Origin of the sequence: Haemophilus sp. SZY H8 (assembly GCF_018829755.1) — a bacterium.
Classification (GTDB): Bacteria; Pseudomonadota; Gammaproteobacteria; order Enterobacterales; family Pasteurellaceae; genus Haemophilus; species Haemophilus haemolyticus_K.
This window is the reverse complement of record NZ_JAHKJY010000004.1, coordinates 147,779-163,537: the sequence shown is the minus strand read 5'-3', so window position 1 is coordinate 163,537 and position 15,759 is coordinate 147,779. Positions and strand designations below refer to the sequence as shown.

The window sequence follows — 15,759 nt, the reverse complement described above, 5'->3', positions numbered from 1 at the left end:
AAGCTAGTGGAAAATCAGCTTCAAAACAAGCCTATTATTGAGCTTCGTTCAATCAAAAAATCCTATGGTTCTAACACCATTATTAACGATTTCAATCTTACAATTAATAACGGTGAATTTGTCACTATTCTCGGCCCTTCAGGCTGTGGTAAAACCACAGTTTTACGCTTACTTGCAGGCTTAGAAGAATTGGATTCAGGTAGCATTATTTTAGATGGTGAAGATATCACCAATGTACCAGCGGAAAAACGTCACATTAATACTGTATTCCAAAGCTATGCGCTATTTCCACATATGACAATTTTTGAGAACGTGGCTTTTGGTTTGCGTATGCAAAAAGTACCAAACGACGAAATTAAACCGCGTGTTTTAGAAGCCTTGCGTATGGTACAGCTAGAAGAAATGGCTGATCGTAAGCCAACCCAACTTTCTGGCGGACAACAACAACGTATTGCCATCGCTCGCGCCGTAGTAAATAAACCAAAAGTGTTGTTACTTGATGAGTCTTTATCTGCATTGGATTACAAATTGCGTAAACAAATGCAAAATGAACTCAAAATGTTACAACGTCAGCTTGGCATTACCTTTATTTTCGTCACCCACGATCAAGAAGAAGCAATTACAATGTCTGATCGTGTTGTGTTGTTGCGTAAAGGTAAAATCGCACAAGATGGTTCTCCACGTGAAATCTATGAAGATCCAGCTAACTTATTCGTTGCTCGTTTCATTGGCGAAATTAACGTATTTGAAGCAACGGTGATTGAACGTAAGTCAGAACAAGTTGTACTCGCGAATGTTGAAGGTCGAGTTTGTGATATTTACACAGACATGCCTGTTGAGAAAGATCAAAAACTTCAAGTACTCCTTCGCCCTGAAGATATTGTGATTGAAGAATTAGATGAAAATGAACATTCTAAAGCGATTATCGGCCACATTGTTGACCGCACTTACAAAGGAATGACATTAGAATCAACTGTAGAATTTGATCATAATGGCATGCGTGTACTTGTAAGTGAATTCTTTAACGAAGACGATCCACATATGGATCATAGCGTAGGTCAACGCGTAGGCATCACATGGCATGAAGGCTGGGAGGTTGTTCTCAACGATGAAGATAATCAATAATAAATTCCAGAAAATTACTGTTGCGATTATCTTCAGTTGGCTCATCTTCTTTGTGTTGATTCCAAACTTATTGGTATTCGCCGTAAGTTTTCTGACTAGAGACGGTAGCGACTTTTACGCTTTCCCAATCACCATTGAAAACTACACAAACTTGTTTAATCCGCTTTATGCACAAGTTGTGTGGAATTCATTGTATATGTCGGGCATAGCTACCATTATTTGCTTATTAGTTGGCTATCCATTTGCTTTCATGATGAGCAAAATTAATCCTAAATATCGACCGCTCTTATTGTTCCTTGTGGTTTTACCATTCTGGACAAACTCGTTGATCCGTATTTATGGAATGAAAGTGTTTCTCGGTGTGAAAGGTGTGCTTAATACCATGTTGATGGATATGGGAATTTTGAGTGAACCAATTCGCATTTTGAATACAGAAATTGCGGTAATCATAGGCTTAGTTTATTTGCTATTGCCATTTATGATTTTGCCGCTCTACTCTGCGATTGAGAAATTAGACGGTCGCTTATTAGAGGCAGCAAGAGATTTAGGTGCAAATGCATTCCAACGTTTCTTCCGTGTTATTTTACCACTAACCATGCCAGGCATCATCGCAGGGTGTTTATTAGTGTTATTACCAGCAATGGGTATGTTCTACGTTGCAGACTTACTTGGCGGAGCAAAAGTATTGCTAGTTGGTAACGTAATTAAGAGCGAATTCTTAATTTCTCGTAACTGGCCATTTGGTTCTGCAATCAGTATTGGTTTAACTGTTCTAATGGCATTGTTGATTTTCGTGTACTACCGCGCGAACAAACTATTGAATAAGAAAGTGGAGTTAGAATAATGAGTCGTTTACTACGTAATGCATTTATGTTTGTGGTATACGCTTATTTGTATATCCCAATTATTATTTTAGTCACTAATTCCTTTAACGAAGATCGTTATGGTTTAAGCTGGAAAGGCTTTAGCTGGAACTGGTACGAGCGTTTATTTAATAACGACACCTTAATACAAGCAGCGATTCATTCGGTAACTATTGCATTTTTTGCGGCTACACTAGCGACTATTGTAGGTGGATTAACTGCAATCGCACTTTATCGCTATCGATTCCGCGGTAAACAAGCGGTAAGCGGTATGTTATTTATCGTCATGATGTCACCAGATATTGTAATGGCAGTATCTTTGCTTGCATTATTTATGGTTGTGGGTATTTCATTAGGTTTCTGGTCTTTATTATTGGCTCATGTGACCTTCTGTTTACCGTATGTGACCGTAACTATCTTCTCTCGCTTAAATGGCTTTGACTCTAGAATGTTAGAAGCAGCGAAAGACTTAGGTGCAAGCGAAGTGACTATTTTACGTAAAATTATCCTTCCTTTAGCATTACCTGCAGTTGTATCTGGTTGGTTATTAAGTTTCACTATTTCACTAGATGATGTTGTGGTTTCATCATTCGTCAGTGGTGTAAGTTATGAAATCTTACCATTGAGAATATTCTCTCTGGTGAAAACCGGTGTAACACCTGAAGTTAATGCTTTAGCAACAATTATGATCGTGCTTTCACTGGCTCTTGTCGTTTTAAGCCAGCTAATTACACGAAAAAATAACCATTAATAAACAAAAGGTTTCACAAACCTTTGAATTTAAAATAGAATACGCCTTGACGCACAATCAAGGCGTTTTTTATGCCTGTCATTCGGCAGGTGGTTTTTTACGACTCTTTACGGAGAACAAACAAAAATGAAAAAATTCGCAGGTTTAATTACTGCAGGCTTAGTAGCTGCAACTTTAACTGCTTGTAATGATAAAGATAGCAAAGCTGAAGCTGCAAAATCTCCGGCTACTGCCAATGACACCGTGTACCTCTACACATGGACTGAATATGTACCAGATGGTCTTTTAGATGAGTTTACTAAAGAAACTGGCATCAAAGTTATCGTTTCAAGCCTAGAATCAAACGAAACAATGTATGCAAAACTCAAAACTCAAGGTGCTGCTGGTGGCTATGATGTGATTGCACCATCTAATTACTTTGTTTCTAAGATGGCTAGAGAAGGCATGTTAATGGAGCTAGATCACAGCAAATTACCTGTTATTAAAGAATTAGACCCTGATTGGCTTGATAAACCTTATGATAAAGGTAACAAATACTCTCTTCCACAATTATTAGGTGCACCAGGTATTGCATTCAATACCAACACTTATAAAGGCGCTCAATTCACTTCTTGGGCTGACTTGTGGAAACCAGAATTTGCAAACAAAGTTCAGTTATTAGACGATGCACGCGAAGTATTCAACATCGCTTTGTTGAAAATTGGTCAAGATCCAAATACTCAAGATCCAGCCATTATCAAACAAGCCTATGAAGAATTATTAAAACTACGTCCAAATGTACTTTCTTTCAATTCCGATAACCCAGCGAACTCTTTCATCTCAGGTGAAGTTGAAGTAGGTCAATTATGGAATGGTTCTGTACGTATTGCTAAAAAAGAAAAAGCACCTTTAGACATGGTATTCCCGAAAGAAGGCCCTGTACTTTGGGTTGATACTCTAGCAATTCCTAAAACCGCTAAAAACCCAGATGGCGCTCATAAACTTATTAACTACATGTTAGGCGCTAAAGCTGCGGAAAAATTAACCTTAGCAATTGGCTATCCAACAGCTAACTTAGAAGCGAAAAAAGCATTACCAAAAGAAATAACTGAAGATCCAGCGATTTATCCACCGGCTGATGTATTAAAAAATAGCCACTGGCAAGATGACGTTGGCGATGCAATTCAATTCTATGAGCAATATTATCAAGAATTAAAAGCAGCTAAATAATTCTAATAAATATAAGTGCGGTTAAAACCGCACTTATACTTAAATCATCTAAATCCGTCTAACCTGCCAAAATGCCTTAGACCAATAAGGATTATTCATTGAAGAATAGACAACTCCCCCTCTGGTGGAAGCATGAAGGAATTTATCTTCTTTTACATAAATTCCCACGTGATAGCCATTAGGGCCTCGTCCAGTTTTAAAGAAAATTAAATCACCAGTTTGAATATCTTCTTTGCGTACATGTTTACCATAATTAGCTTGTTCAGTTGTACTTCTTGGCAAATGAAGATTAAAACGATCGAAGAAAGTTTTCTGCACAAAACCGGAACAATCTACGCCACGACGTGAAACACCACCGAGCACATAAGGTGTACCCGCCCATTCATGTTGTTGTTCGCTCAACATGGCTATGGCCATAATAGGATCACCGATTTGACCTTTATAGTTCATCGCATAATCATCGTTTTGAAAGCTGGAACAAGCGAATAAAAACAGCGAGGCAGTAGCGATTAAAAATGATTTATATACTTTCATACCTTTTCATATGAAAAGTGCGGTAGAAATTCACCGCACTTTTTGTTGCTTACTATTTAGTTTTTTCTACACGAGCACGTAACTTTTGCCCTGGTTTAAATGTTACCACTCGGCGAGCAGAAACTGCCACTACATCTCCAGTTTTAGGATTACGTCCTGGACGTGAAGCTTTATTACGTAATTCAAAGTTACCAAACCCTGATAATTTTACATCATGACCAGATTCAAGTGATACCCGGACTTCCTCAAAAAAGTTTTCTACAACTTTTTTTGCTTCATTTTTAGGTAACTGATATTTTTCAATTAAATTCTCAGTAATATCAATTTTAGTTATCGTAGCCATATTAATCCCTTAATTCAGCATTAAAGCGTTGTTTTACCTCCGCTAATACTGCTGAAATCACTGCATTAATTTCTTCATCTTCAAGTGTTTTTTCATTATCTTGGACAGTCAAGCTAATGGCTAAACTCTTATAGCCTTCAGCGACGCCCACACCTTGATATACATCGAACAAGTTCACTTGCACCAATTTTTCGCCGCCTGCTTGTTTACATGCTGCGATTAATTCCCCTGCTGGTACGCTATCCGCGACGACTAAAGCTAAATCACGACGGTTTGCTGGGAATTTAGAAATTTCTTTTGCTTGCACCACATTACGTGCCGCAATTGCATTCCAAAGAATTTCAAATACAAAAGTTTTGCCATTTAAGCCAAGTTTTTGACTAATAGATGGATGAATTGCACCAATAAAACCAATTTCTTGACCATCTAATTCAATAACAGCTGATTGGCCAGGGTGTAATGCATCAAATTGTTTTGCAACAAAACGAACTCTATTACCACCTTCTGTTAAAGAAAGTACTGATTCTAAATCACCTTTAAGATCAAAGAAATCAACAGACTCTGCTTTGCCTGCCCAATGTTCAGATTTTGCCGTTCCAGTAATCACCGCACTTAAAACAAATTCTTGACGCACGCCAAATTCAGCATTGGCATCTGGTACAAAACGTAATCCTGTTTCAAATAAACGAACACGAGATTGTTGGCGATTTTGGTTATAAAGCACCGCACCTAATAAACCACTCATTAAAGACACGCGCATTACTGACATTTCCACAGAAATTGGGTTTGGCAATACAAGTGCTTCTTGATGTGGATGTAATAAACTTTGAATTTTTGGATCTACAAAGCTATAAGTAATGGCTTCTTGGTAATCAGCATCCACAAGTGCAGTCTTAATTCGAGCTAAATCTAAATCAGATTCTTTATGCTCACGCATGCGGAGATGCGCTAATGGCGCATTGTTTGGAATGCTGTTATAACCATAAATACGCGCCACTTCCTCAATTAAATCTTCTTCGATTTCAATATCAAAACGCCAGCTTGCAGAAGTTACCGTCCAAATATCATTTGCATAAGTAACATCGAAACCAAGACGATGGAAAATTTCTGTTACGCTTTCTGTTTCAATATGATGACCTAAAAGTGCATCTAATTTACTACGGCGAAGTTGAACGGTATTGACTTTAGGAAGATGAGCTTCACTGCTTGCTTCACAAATCTCACCCGCTTCACCACCACAGATTTCAAGCAATAATGCGGTTGCGCGTTCCATTGCTTTACGTGCTAATTCAAAATCCACACCACGTTCAAAACGGTGTGATGCATCCGTATGTAAACCATATTGTCTTGCACGGCCAGCAATAGCTAATGGAGCGAAAAATGCGGATTCTAAAATCACATCTTTCGTTTCGCTATTCACGCCACTGGCTGCACCACCAAAGATTCCTGCCATTGCTAAAGGACCATTTTGGTCGGCAATTAATAAAGTATTTGATTGAAGTTTTGCTGTTGAGCCATCTAATAATACTAATTCTTCACCTTCTTTTGCGAATCGAACTTGAACAGGTTGCGCAACTTTAGCCGCATCAAACGCATGCATTGGCTGACCAAGCTCAAGCAAAATATAGTTAGTAATATCAACAATCGGATCAATAGAACGAATACCACAACGGCGCAATTTTTCTTGCATCCACATTGGCGATTCAGCCTTCACATTAACGTTTTTCACCGCACGCAATAAATAACGCGGGCAGGCTTCTGGTGCTTGTAAATCAATTTGAACTTTATCAGAAATTGTTGCGGGAACCGCTTCAAAGTGCGGTTGATTTACTGGCTGTTTATTTACCACACCAATTTCACGCGCAATACCCGCAATGCTCAAACAATCCGCACGATTTGGCGTTAAGCTAATTTCGATGGCATTATCGTTTAAACCTAAATATTCACGTAAATCTGTACCGATTGGTGCATCAACTGGCAGCTCAATAATACCGTCTGCTTCAACATCAATACCTAATTCAGAAAATGAACAAAGCATTCCTTCTGATGGTTGACCGCGTAATTTCGTTTTCTTAATTTTGAAATCGCCCGGTAATACCGCACCTTCTGTTGCACAAGCGACTTTTAAGCCTTGACGACAATTTGGTGCGCCACACACGATATCCAATAAACGATCACCACCTACGTTCACTTTAGTTACACGTAATTTATCTGCATCTGGATGTTGTGCACATTCCACTACTTCACCAACAACGACACCATTAAATTTACCCGCAACGGTTTCCACGCCATCTACTTCTAAGCCAAGCATGGTAATTTGCTCGCATAATTGCTCGGTGGACACCGCAGGGTTCACCCATTCTCTTACCCACTGTTCACTAAATTTCATTTGTTGTTATCCTTTTAATTCAAATCCGAGAAATTACTTAAATTGTTTTAAGAAACGTAAGTCGTTTTCAAAGAACGAACGTAAATCTGTTACGTTATAACGTAACATTGTTAAACGCTCAACGCCCATTCCCACGGCAAAACCAGAATATTCATTCGGATCAATACCAACGTTACGCAACACATTTGGGTGCACCATACCGCAGCCCAACACCTCTAACCATTTACCGTTTTTCCCCATCACATCCACTTCGGCTGAAGGTTCTGTAAACGGGAAATAAGATGGACGGAAACGTACTTGTAAATCTTCTTCAAAGAAAGCGCGTAAGAAATCGTGCAATAAACCTTTCAATTCTGTGAAATTTGCTTTTTTATCCACATAAAGTAGTTCAATTTGATGGAACATTGGCGTATGCGTTTGATCGTAGTCATTACGATATACACGTCCTGGAGCCATAATGCGAATTGGTGGCTGCATTTTTTCCATAGTACGAATTTGCACGCCAGAAGTTTGAGTGCGGAGTAATAATTCTGGATTAAACCAGAAAGTATCGTGATCGGCACGTGCTGGGTGATGTTTAGGAATATTTAAAGCATCAAAGTTGTAATAATCACTTTCAATTTCAGGGCCATTTTCAACTGAAAAGCCAAGTTCTGAGAAAAATTTTGTTACGCGATTAATCGTCATAGTGACTGGGTGTAAGCCACCTGTTTCAACTTTGCGACCAGGTAAACTGACATCAACACGTTCTTTTTCTAATTTTGCGTTAAGTTCAGCCTGTTCCCACTCCGTTTTTTTTGCATTTAAAAATTCTAACGCAGCTTGTTTTGCTTCGTTAATTTTTGCACCCATAGCCGGACGTTCTTCTGCTGACACATTACGCAATTCTTGCATTAATTGAGTAAAATGCCCTTTCTTACCAAAATATTCGACACGGATTTCATCCAAAGCCGTTAAACTTTTATCCTGAATGGATTCAATCGCTAATTTCGCTTTCTCAACAAGCTCGTTCAGATGTTGCATAGTTTCCCCTGCTTCTCTTTTCTCTATAAAATAAAAAACCGAGTAATGATAATACCAAGTACTTAAAAAGTAAAAGAATAATACGAAAAATCATTGGTTTATCAGATGATAATATTTAAAGTATTTAAATGTTGACTCAAACTCTAAAAACAAAAATTGTGATCATCTTCTCATTTTTAATGTAAAACCAAGTTATATAGTAGGATTTTCATTAACTTAAGCGTATGATAAGCGTTATCATTCTCAAAATTAAGGGGTTTATATGAATGATCCACAAAAACGATATAACACTGCTACTTTATTATTTTTATCTTTAATCGGAATCCTCCCATCTCTTAGCCAAGCTGAGTCGATACGTCAATTAGACACAATTAATGTTAATGCTTCATCAGATGATATAGCATTAAAAGGAAAAGATTCCATTTATAGCAAAAACAACGTAACAGAATATAAAAGCAAAAAAGAAATTGAAACTTATCATTCTCAATCTGTATCTGATTTATTAAGTGGTATTACAGGCGTCTATAGTGGCGATGCGCGTAATGGCGGTGCGATTGATCCAATCATTCGAAGTTCTTGGGGGCAAGGGCGAATTCCTGTATTAGTTGATGATACTGAACAAGCGATTACCGTTTGGCGTGGTTATTCTGGAGTAAGCAATCGTAACTATCTTGATCCATTTTTAGTGAGTGAAGTGAATGTGGAAAAAGGCCCAAATTTAGACCGCACTTTGCGCTCTGGGGCGGCAGGCACGATTCGTATGTCGACGCTAAATCCTAATGAGATCATTAAGCCTGGCAAAAAATGGGGTATTGAACTTAAAACGGAGACAGCCAACAATTCCATTAAGGCTCATCCTTATGAAGGTGTACCTATTGGTCAGGATTATCGACTTGTTTCACCAGACGGGCGTGCAGAATTAGCTGAATGGGCGTTGTATTTTAAAGATGATGATCGGATTAGCCCAAGAAAAAAAGGCAGAAACAAACCTTTACACGATAATGCCGTACGTTTGGCGTTAGCCGCAAAAGATGATGGTTATGAAGTCTTAGGGGCGTATGCTTATCGCAACAAAGGCAATTATTTTGCTGGTAAACGGGGAGGGAAAAAATACGGTGAAGGAACAACTGGCCCGCTTGATTTAGATAAAAACTCCGATGACCCTTATATTCCACTCATTGCTCGAATTTATAAACCGGGTGAAGAAGTACCAAATACATCTTATGAAAGCCGATCTTGGTTATTAAAGGGGAAACTCCACTTTAATAAATATGCTTCACTTTCTGCGAACTTCCGAGACACGCAAATAAATTACGGCGACATTATGCCTTCCCGACTTGGCTATAACTATGCTGCGCGTAATACCGTCACACAATGGCCACTAGCAGATGTAAAACAAAAAACAGGTAATGTTGAGTTTTCCTATAACCCGCCGGATAACAAATGGCTTGATTTAAAAATAGGTGTATGGGCAGTAAAAAATGATACGGCAACTAATACATCGGGCGGCTCACCGGGTGATGTACTTTTTAGTGATTATAATACTCAACTGATTGGTACTTTATCTCAATTTGATCTCGCAAATGAGTTTGGTGATAAAGCCTATGAATTAGATCAAGTGAAAGATCCCGTTGAATATAAACGTATAAAAGATCGTTTTTACGAAATTTTTAATAGCAAAATAAAGGAATATATGAAAAATCCTAAATTTAAAAATATTGATGGGATTTTTAATACTCAACCCGCGCAAGTGCAATTTGCCCGTGATAATCATATGGGAATAACCTTTAGCAATGTCACGGAACTAAGTCCAAAACTTCGTTTAAGTGTCATGACAAATTATCGTCGTGAAACTTTAGACAGTACCAATGTTTATGAACTTTGGGATAAATATCAACTTACTGCATTTAATCAATACGAGACTGATGCTAAAATAGAAGGGGAAAATTATACCTGTGTGGAAGGCGATATACATGGTATTTGCCGAGTATCAAACACTGCTCGTTCAGGAAATCGAAAAGGCAACCGAAATGAATTTAATGCAGGCTTCAAATTTGAATATTCACCAACCGATTGGTTATTACTGACTGCTGGGATGAAATATACCCATTACAAATCTAAAGATCGCGGTTTGCAGGAAAAAATTGCACACTTAAAACAGGAAGAGGTATTAACCGAATCACGTATTCCATTTACAGTAAGAAAATTGAAGCAAGTCGCCCCTAAAATAACACAAGACTATATAAATTTTGAAAGGAAAAATGATTTAATAATTTCACTTCAGGAAAAATTTAAAGAATTATATCCAATACCTGCTGATGATTCACCAGAATTACAAAAATGGCTTGATGATCGTGATGAGTATGTTGTTTCACATGGCGGGACTCCAACCACAGATGAGGAATATGATAGTTGGTCACAGCTCAGTGGTGATAAAGGTGAATGGGATCAATCTGCAACGCAGACCATTTATTGGGAACGAGACGAATATGGTAATTTTTCTGTTGAGCATTTTCCGCTTACGGATGGACGCATTACAAAAGAAATGTTAGAAAAAAAAGTAATCCATCCACAAACTGGGAAAGAAGATTATTTATATGACATTAGTACTGATTTTTCCGGTTCGCCAGAAAAAACACCAGTAACCAAAGAACAGTGGGAAAAAATGAAAAAGGCGGAGCGTAAAGATCACGCTTGGGCACCTTCCTTTAGTGCTACCGCATTTTTAAGTGATAACGCCAGAATTTATGTGCGCTATGATGAAACCAAACGTATGCCGAGTATTTTTGAAGATACCATTGGCTATTCCATTGATATTCTCACGCCGCTCTATAAACGTAAACCGGAACACAGCAAAAATATTGAAGTGGGATATGTGCATGATTTACGTGGTTTCTTCCCAAGTTTACGCCGTGCGGATATTCGACTAAATTGGTACAAAAATACCACGAAAAATATTTTTGACCGTGATATTAATTATGAGATGAAGCAGTTTGATAAACGGATTTTAGAAGGTGTAGAATTATCCGCTCGTTATGATCAAGGTCGAATCTTCGGTGATATCGGTATTAGCTACAACATCAAAAATAAATTCTGCGATAAAAGTTCAGCAATTCGAGATGTTGGTGGTATAGGTGATATACATACATTTGAAGCCTATCCTGAATGCGTTAATGGTGGTAATGAAAACGGCTACTTAAAAAATGCCATTTTGCCGAAATACAGCATTACCTCAAATCTCGGTGTACGTTTCTTAGATGAGCGATTAGAAGTTGGCACCCGTATGGTATATCACACTAATGTGAAAGAAACTCGTAACAAATCTTTACGTGATGCAGGCTGGTTTGCCAATAGCAATAACAACCCACGTTGGCAGCCAGTGTTCTTGGTTGATGCGTATATGAACTACAAAGTGAATGAGAATCTTGCGCTGTCATTGTCTGCGACAAACTTAACTGATCGTTATTATCTTGATCCAATGACTCGTTCATCTATGCCAGCGCCAGGAAGAACCATTAAATTTGGTTTAACAAGTACATTCTAACCATATATGGTTTATCATACTAAAAATGGAATAACGTTATCGCTATTCCATTTTTTCTTATTACCAACAAAATCGTTCATTCACAAAATTTTCTGACCGCTCTTTTTGCCATTTTTCTTTATTGTTTGGATTGGCAAAAAAATGTGCTTGTTCCTGTAAACGTTGAACTAATTTTTCTTCTGCTTCTTTTAACGCTTTTCTACGATCTGCAAATTTTGCGGACAATGTTGGTAAGAAAATAACTTCATAAGGATGCGTAATTGTCCATTTCACCGCATTTTCGGCGGCACGACTTTGTTTATCAAAATTGCAAAACGCATAAGCATTAATAAACTGCCCTACAACATGGCTGAACCCTGTATTATCCTGCACCGTTTGTTTTGGTAAATCCAACACATAAAGTGCGGTAATCAAACGGTTTTGTCCACGATAAAACCAAGTAACAGCTTCATCTCTTAATCCAAAATCGTACGCCCGCGCGGCTAACGTGAACATCGTCATTGGTGAAATGCGAGCCGGATTTTCTTCTACAAATTTCACCGCACTTTCATAACCTTTTATCGTATTTTCACGTAGCATAGGATCGATTTCTTTATGTACAAATACATTTTCTGCTTTTCCATTTTCAGCAGAATAATAAGGTTTAATATAAACATCCACCGTCTTCACTGGTTCTTTGCTAATAGAACTACAAGCCGTAATAAAAAGTGCGGTTATAAAACACAGTATTTTTAACATATGGATTTTCCTTATATAATGCCCAGCAAATTTCACTGCATTGTTATTATGAAAATTCATCTAATCTACAGTAAAACCACATTAGAATTCAATAATGAAACAAGTTTACTCGATCATCTCGAGAAAAATAATATTCATCATGAATATCAATGCCGTAGTGGCTATTGTGGTTCTTGTCGTGTGAAGATCAAAAAAGGCAAGGTATCATATAAAGATACGCCCCTTGCCTTTATTCAACCTGATGAGATTTTATTATGCTGCTGTCACGTAGAAAGTGACATTGAAATTGATTTATAAATTATTTAAATCTAATACATCGGTCATATCAAATAAGCCATTCGCTTTATTTTCTAACCATTTACCAGCACGCACTGCACCATTAGCGAAAGTCATACGACTTGATGCTTTATGGGAAATCTCTACACGCTCGCCGATATCAGCAAACCACACCGTGTGTTCCCCCACCACATCCGAAGCGCGAATAGTTGAAAAACCAATTTCATCGCGTTTACGTTCGCCTGTGATTCCTTCTCGGCAGAAGACTCCGTGAGTTTTTAAATCGCGACCTAAGGTTTTTGCGATATGTTCGCCCATAGAAAGTGCGGTGCCAGATGGCGCATCAACTTTATGACGGTGATGTGCTTCGATCACTTCAATATCGCAATAATCGCCCATCACTTTTGCTGCTTTTTCTAAAAGCTTGAAGACTAAATTCACACCAACACTGAAATTTGATGCAAACACAATAGCAATTTTATCTGAAGCGGTTTTAATCGCCGCTTTACCATTTTCATCAAAACCAGTTGTACCGATCACCATTTTTTTATTATTCGCTACGCAAAATGCAATATGTTCAAGGGTGCCTTCTGGTCGAGTAAAATCGATTAATAAATCGAATTTATCTTTTTGGCTTTCAAGATCGTCTGAAACTGTTACACCAAGTTGACCAATTCCCGCCAATTCTCCCGCATCCGTCCCGACTAAAGATGATCCTTTGCGTTCAAACGCCGCACCTAGTTCTACACCCTCCGCAGAATGAACCGCTTGAATTAATTGACGCCCCATTCTTCCGCCAGCGCCGGCGATTGCAATTTTTAATGTCATTTTACTTCCTTTTTTATTAATGAATTATTTCGTTGATGCCATTATAAACAAGCACACAACCAAAAAATAAAAATACAATACCTGCCATATTATCAATATAACGACTGTATTGACTGTATAAACGCTTGGCAATATTACGTGAAAAAATCAATGAAATCACATAAAAATAACAAAATGTTTCAACCACAATTACCATAAAAGCCAAGATAATTTGCCACATTTCAGTGATATTTACTAAGACAAGCGACATCACGCTACTAAAATACACCACGACTTTTGCATTGGATAAATTCACTAAAAGCCCTTTCACAATTTCTTTTTTAATCGTGGTTTGCTGATTAAATTCAGTATCAGAGTGCGATTCAAATTGAGCGTGTTTTTTACTGCGAGCCATTAAAAAACCGAGATATGCTAAGTAACTACCGCCTAGCAACATAATAACGCCATGTAATGCAGGAATAGTAACGAATAACACCGCCAATCCCAACATAGAAAGCATTCCCCAAAAGGCGATGCCAAGCGTTATGCCTAAAATGCCACAAACTGTATTACGACGAGAGTTACTTGCCGCCATTCGGCTTACATAGAAGAAATCTGGCCCTGGTGTCATTAATCCAAATAAATGCACAATGATTAAATTTAGCATCACAACATCCAATACTGAATAGCAAATACGACAATCACCGCATAAATTGCCGCTAAAACATCATCGACCATAATGCCAAAACCACTTTCTAGTCTTTCGTCAAAATAACGAATTGGGAACGGTTTTAAAATATCGAAAAAGCGGAATAACGCAAAAGCAGTCAAAATCCATTGCCAAGATAATGACGGTATCGACGCTAATACAATAAATACACCGACAAATTCATCCCAAACGATAGAACCATGATCGTGAACCCCCATATCTGCAGTAGTTTTTTGACAAAGGTAGCAGCCGAGCAGAAAACAAAGTGCGGTAAAAATTAAAAAGGTTTTTACGTCTAGTAAAGAAAGTAAAATCACGCCTAAAATTGTTCCAGCCAAACTCCCCCAAGTACCGGGAGCAGGATGAATTAAGCCCGATCCAAAACCAACGGCAAGCAAATGAATAGGATTTAAAAGAGAGATTTTTTTAAGAGGATTATTTTCTGTCATTTTGATTCCTTAAAATGATCGAAACCACTTGAAAAAGTTATATTCACAGGTTTTCCATCCCATAAAAAACGGGTCGAAAAGTCACCGTACTTTTCAATGATTTTACCAATGCAAGTGCAAGGTATGTTCAATTTTTTCAAGCGTAATTCTAATTCATCTTTAGATTCGGGCGGTATGGTAAAACAAAGTTCATAATCTTCTCCACCACTTAAGGCAAATTGTTCCGCTTGAGTGCGATCATATTTATGCAAAATCGCGGATGAAAGAGGTAAAGCAGAAAGTTCAACTTCTGCGCCACATTGACTTCGTTCAAGAATATGCCCTAAATCAGAGATTAACCCATCGGAAAGATCAATGGCAGCATGAGCAATATCAATTAACGCCTGTCCAAGTTCTATTCTAGGTGTGGGTCTAAGATGACGTTGTTGCAGAAAAACATCATCAGAATCAACCGCACTTTTGCTCGATAAAATTTGCGTTAAACCCGCCGCACTATCGCCTAATGTGCCTGAAACATAAATTAAATCACCAACTTGCGCTTTATGCCGACAAATTCCTTTGCATTTTTCGACAAAACCTTGTGCCGTAATCGTAATAGATAAGTTGCCTTTTGTGGTATCACCACCAATTAATGTGACGTTGTATTGTTTTAACGTGTGCAATAAACTTTGACTAAATATTGAAATCCAATTTTCATCTACATTTGGCAAAGTTAATGCCAGAGAAACCCATTTGGGCTGTGCCCCCATTGCAGCAAGATCACTTAAATTTGTTGCAACGGCCTTATAAGCTAAATCTTCAGGTGAAATGATTGGTAAAAAATGTGTATTTTCCACCATTGTATCAGTCGTAATGGCAAGCTGATAATTCTCTGGCACGGAAACCAGCGCACAATCGTCGCCAATAGATAATTGAACTGAATCATCAACTAATATTTGTGGCTGAAAATATCGTTTAATTAAATCAAATTCACCCATTGCCATTTTTCACCTATCTTAT

General features: G+C 38.0%; 15 protein-coding genes. 6 read left to right on the top strand and 9 right to left on the bottom strand.

The annotated features are described in order from the left end of the window. Nucleotides 1-6 precede the first annotated feature (6 nt). From potA to KKW16_RS07805, 4 genes are all read left to right on the top strand, one after another. Nucleotides 7-1,125 (top strand): spermidine/putrescine ABC transporter ATP-binding protein PotA, encoded by a 1,119-nt coding sequence (gene potA / locus KKW16_RS07820; RefSeq protein ID WP_165818753.1) that lies wholly within the window; start codon nucleotides 7-9, stop codon nucleotides 1,123-1,125. Then, the gene (gene potB, locus KKW16_RS07815; RefSeq protein WP_005638601.1) at nucleotides 1,109-1,969 is read left to right on the top strand and encodes a spermidine/putrescine ABC transporter permease PotB; all 861 of its coding nucleotides are present in this window, start codon (nucleotides 1,109-1,111) and stop codon (nucleotides 1,967-1,969) included. The genes potA and potB overlap by 17 nt, the downstream gene beginning before the upstream one ends. After that, nucleotides 1,969-2,739 carry a spermidine/putrescine ABC transporter permease PotC gene (potC, locus tag KKW16_RS07810; protein WP_005628794.1) on the top strand — a complete coding sequence of 257 codons (771 nt, stop codon included), beginning with the start codon at nucleotides 1,969-1,971 and terminating at the stop codon, nucleotides 2,737-2,739. Before potB ends, potC begins: the two co-directional genes overlap by 1 nt. A 126-nt stretch (nucleotides 2,740-2,865) precedes the next feature. Then, nucleotides 2,866-3,948, top strand: a complete 1,083-nt coding sequence (locus tag KKW16_RS07805) for an extracellular solute-binding protein (RefSeq protein ID WP_065264952.1) — start codon at nucleotides 2,866-2,868, stop codon at nucleotides 3,946-3,948. Nucleotides 3,949-3,996: 48 nt separating this feature from the next. Here KKW16_RS07805 and KKW16_RS07800 read toward each other — a convergent pair whose 3' ends face one another. From KKW16_RS07800 to pheS, 4 genes are read right to left on the bottom strand one after another with little or no spacing between them, the layout of a single operon-like run. Further along, nucleotides 3,997-4,482: an NlpC/P60 family protein gene (locus tag KKW16_RS07800; RefSeq protein WP_204714030.1), complete on the bottom strand. Its 486-nt coding sequence runs from the start codon at nucleotides 4,480-4,482 to the stop codon at nucleotides 3,997-3,999. Nucleotides 4,483-4,534: 52 nt separating this feature from the next. Beyond that, a complete protein-coding gene (locus KKW16_RS07795; RefSeq protein ID WP_048953654.1) occupies nucleotides 4,535-4,825 on the bottom strand; it encodes an integration host factor subunit alpha in 291 nt (96 codons plus the stop codon). Between the two features lies 1 nt (nucleotide 4,826). Continuing rightward, nucleotides 4,827-7,214 carry a phenylalanine--tRNA ligase subunit beta gene (pheT, locus tag KKW16_RS07790; protein WP_215768158.1) on the bottom strand — a complete coding sequence of 796 codons (2,388 nt, stop codon included), beginning with the start codon at nucleotides 7,212-7,214 and terminating at the stop codon, nucleotides 4,827-4,829. A 33-nt stretch (nucleotides 7,215-7,247) separates the two neighbouring features. Next, nucleotides 7,248-8,237: a phenylalanine--tRNA ligase subunit alpha gene (gene pheS / locus KKW16_RS07785; protein ID WP_021035163.1), complete on the bottom strand. Its 990-nt coding sequence runs from the start codon at nucleotides 8,235-8,237 to the stop codon at nucleotides 7,248-7,250. Between the two features lie 262 nt (nucleotides 8,238-8,499). Here pheS and KKW16_RS07780 point away from each other — a divergent pair, with 262 nt between their 5' ends. Next, complete coding sequence (locus KKW16_RS07780; RefSeq protein WP_065264965.1) at nucleotides 8,500-11,781, top strand: TonB-dependent receptor domain-containing protein; 3,282 nt, start codon at nucleotides 8,500-8,502, stop codon at nucleotides 11,779-11,781. Between the two features lie 60 nt (nucleotides 11,782-11,841). Here KKW16_RS07780 and KKW16_RS07775 read toward each other — a convergent pair whose 3' ends face one another. Beyond that, nucleotides 11,842-12,519, bottom strand: coding sequence for a hypothetical protein (locus KKW16_RS07775; RefSeq protein ID WP_226385877.1), 678 nt, complete (start codon nucleotides 12,517-12,519; stop codon nucleotides 11,842-11,844). A gap of 48 nt (nucleotides 12,520-12,567) precedes the next feature. Between KKW16_RS07775 and yfaE the strand changes: the two genes are divergently transcribed. Beyond that, nucleotides 12,568-12,816, top strand: coding sequence for a class I ribonucleotide reductase maintenance protein YfaE (gene yfaE, locus KKW16_RS07770; protein ID WP_044232385.1), 249 nt, complete (start codon nucleotides 12,568-12,570; stop codon nucleotides 12,814-12,816). On the opposite strand, the gene dapB is transcribed toward yfaE, so the two are convergent. The 4 genes from dapB to thiL are packed head-to-tail and all read right to left on the bottom strand — an operon-like array spanning nucleotide 12,811 to nucleotide 15,743. Beyond that, nucleotides 12,811-13,623: a 4-hydroxy-tetrahydrodipicolinate reductase gene (gene dapB, locus KKW16_RS07765; protein WP_065264967.1), complete on the bottom strand. Its 813-nt coding sequence runs from the start codon at nucleotides 13,621-13,623 to the stop codon at nucleotides 12,811-12,813. The two genes, yfaE and dapB, sit on opposite strands and share 6 nt — an antisense overlap. Before the next feature lie 16 nt (nucleotides 13,624-13,639). After that, the gene (locus KKW16_RS07760) at nucleotides 13,640-14,269 is read right to left on the bottom strand and encodes a LysE family transporter (protein ID WP_048953643.1); all 630 of its coding nucleotides are present in this window, start codon (nucleotides 14,267-14,269) and stop codon (nucleotides 13,640-13,642) included. After that, the gene (locus KKW16_RS07755) at nucleotides 14,269-14,760 is read right to left on the bottom strand and encodes a phosphatidylglycerophosphatase A family protein (RefSeq protein WP_048953642.1); all 492 of its coding nucleotides are present in this window, start codon (nucleotides 14,758-14,760) and stop codon (nucleotides 14,269-14,271) included. Before KKW16_RS07755 ends, KKW16_RS07760 begins: the two co-directional genes overlap by 1 nt. Beyond that, nucleotides 14,757-15,743 (bottom strand): thiamine-phosphate kinase, encoded by a 987-nt coding sequence (thiL, locus tag KKW16_RS07750; protein ID WP_048953641.1) that lies wholly within the window; start codon nucleotides 15,741-15,743, stop codon nucleotides 14,757-14,759. The genes KKW16_RS07755 and thiL overlap by 4 nt, the downstream gene beginning before the upstream one ends. Nucleotides 15,744-15,759: the final 16 nt, after the last annotated feature.

Excerpts from the sequence above, each read along its gene's own strand:
- potB (WP_005638601.1), top strand. The coding sequence starts at position 1,109 with ATGAAGATAATCAATAATAAATTCCAGAAAATTACTGTTGCGATTATC.
- potC (WP_005628794.1), top strand. The coding sequence starts at position 1,969 with ATGAGTCGTTTACTACGTAATGCATTTATGTTTGTGGTATACGCTTAT.
- KKW16_RS07805 (WP_065264952.1), top strand. The coding sequence starts at position 2,866 with ATGAAAAAATTCGCAGGTTTAATTACTGCAGGCTTAGTAGCTGCAACT.
- KKW16_RS07800 (WP_204714030.1), bottom strand. The coding sequence starts at position 4,482 with ATGAAAGTATATAAATCATTTTTAATCGCTACTGCCTCGCTGTTTTTA.
- KKW16_RS07795 (WP_048953654.1), bottom strand. The coding sequence starts at position 4,825 with ATGGCTACGATAACTAAAATTGATATTACTGAGAATTTAATTGAAAAA.
- pheT (WP_215768158.1), bottom strand. The coding sequence starts at position 7,214 with ATGAAATTTAGTGAACAGTGGGTAAGAGAATGGGTGAACCCTGCGGTG.
- pheS (WP_021035163.1), bottom strand. The coding sequence starts at position 8,237 with ATGCAACATCTGAACGAGCTTGTTGAGAAAGCGAAATTAGCGATTGAA.
- KKW16_RS07780 (WP_065264965.1), top strand. The coding sequence starts at position 8,500 with ATGAATGATCCACAAAAACGATATAACACTGCTACTTTATTATTTTTA.
- KKW16_RS07775 (WP_226385877.1), bottom strand. The coding sequence starts at position 12,519 with ATGTTAAAAATACTGTGTTTTATAACCGCACTTTTTATTACGGCTTGT.
- yfaE (WP_044232385.1), top strand. The coding sequence starts at position 12,568 with ATGAAAATTCATCTAATCTACAGTAAAACCACATTAGAATTCAATAAT.
- dapB (WP_065264967.1), bottom strand. The coding sequence starts at position 13,623 with ATGACATTAAAAATTGCAATCGCCGGCGCTGGCGGAAGAATGGGGCGT.
- KKW16_RS07760 (WP_048953643.1), bottom strand. The coding sequence starts at position 14,269 with ATGCTAAATTTAATCATTGTGCATTTATTTGGATTAATGACACCAGGG.
- KKW16_RS07755 (WP_048953642.1), bottom strand. The coding sequence starts at position 14,760 with ATGACAGAAAATAATCCTCTTAAAAAAATCTCTCTTTTAAATCCTATT.
- thiL (WP_048953641.1), bottom strand. The coding sequence starts at position 15,743 with ATGGCAATGGGTGAATTTGATTTAATTAAACGATATTTTCAGCCACAA.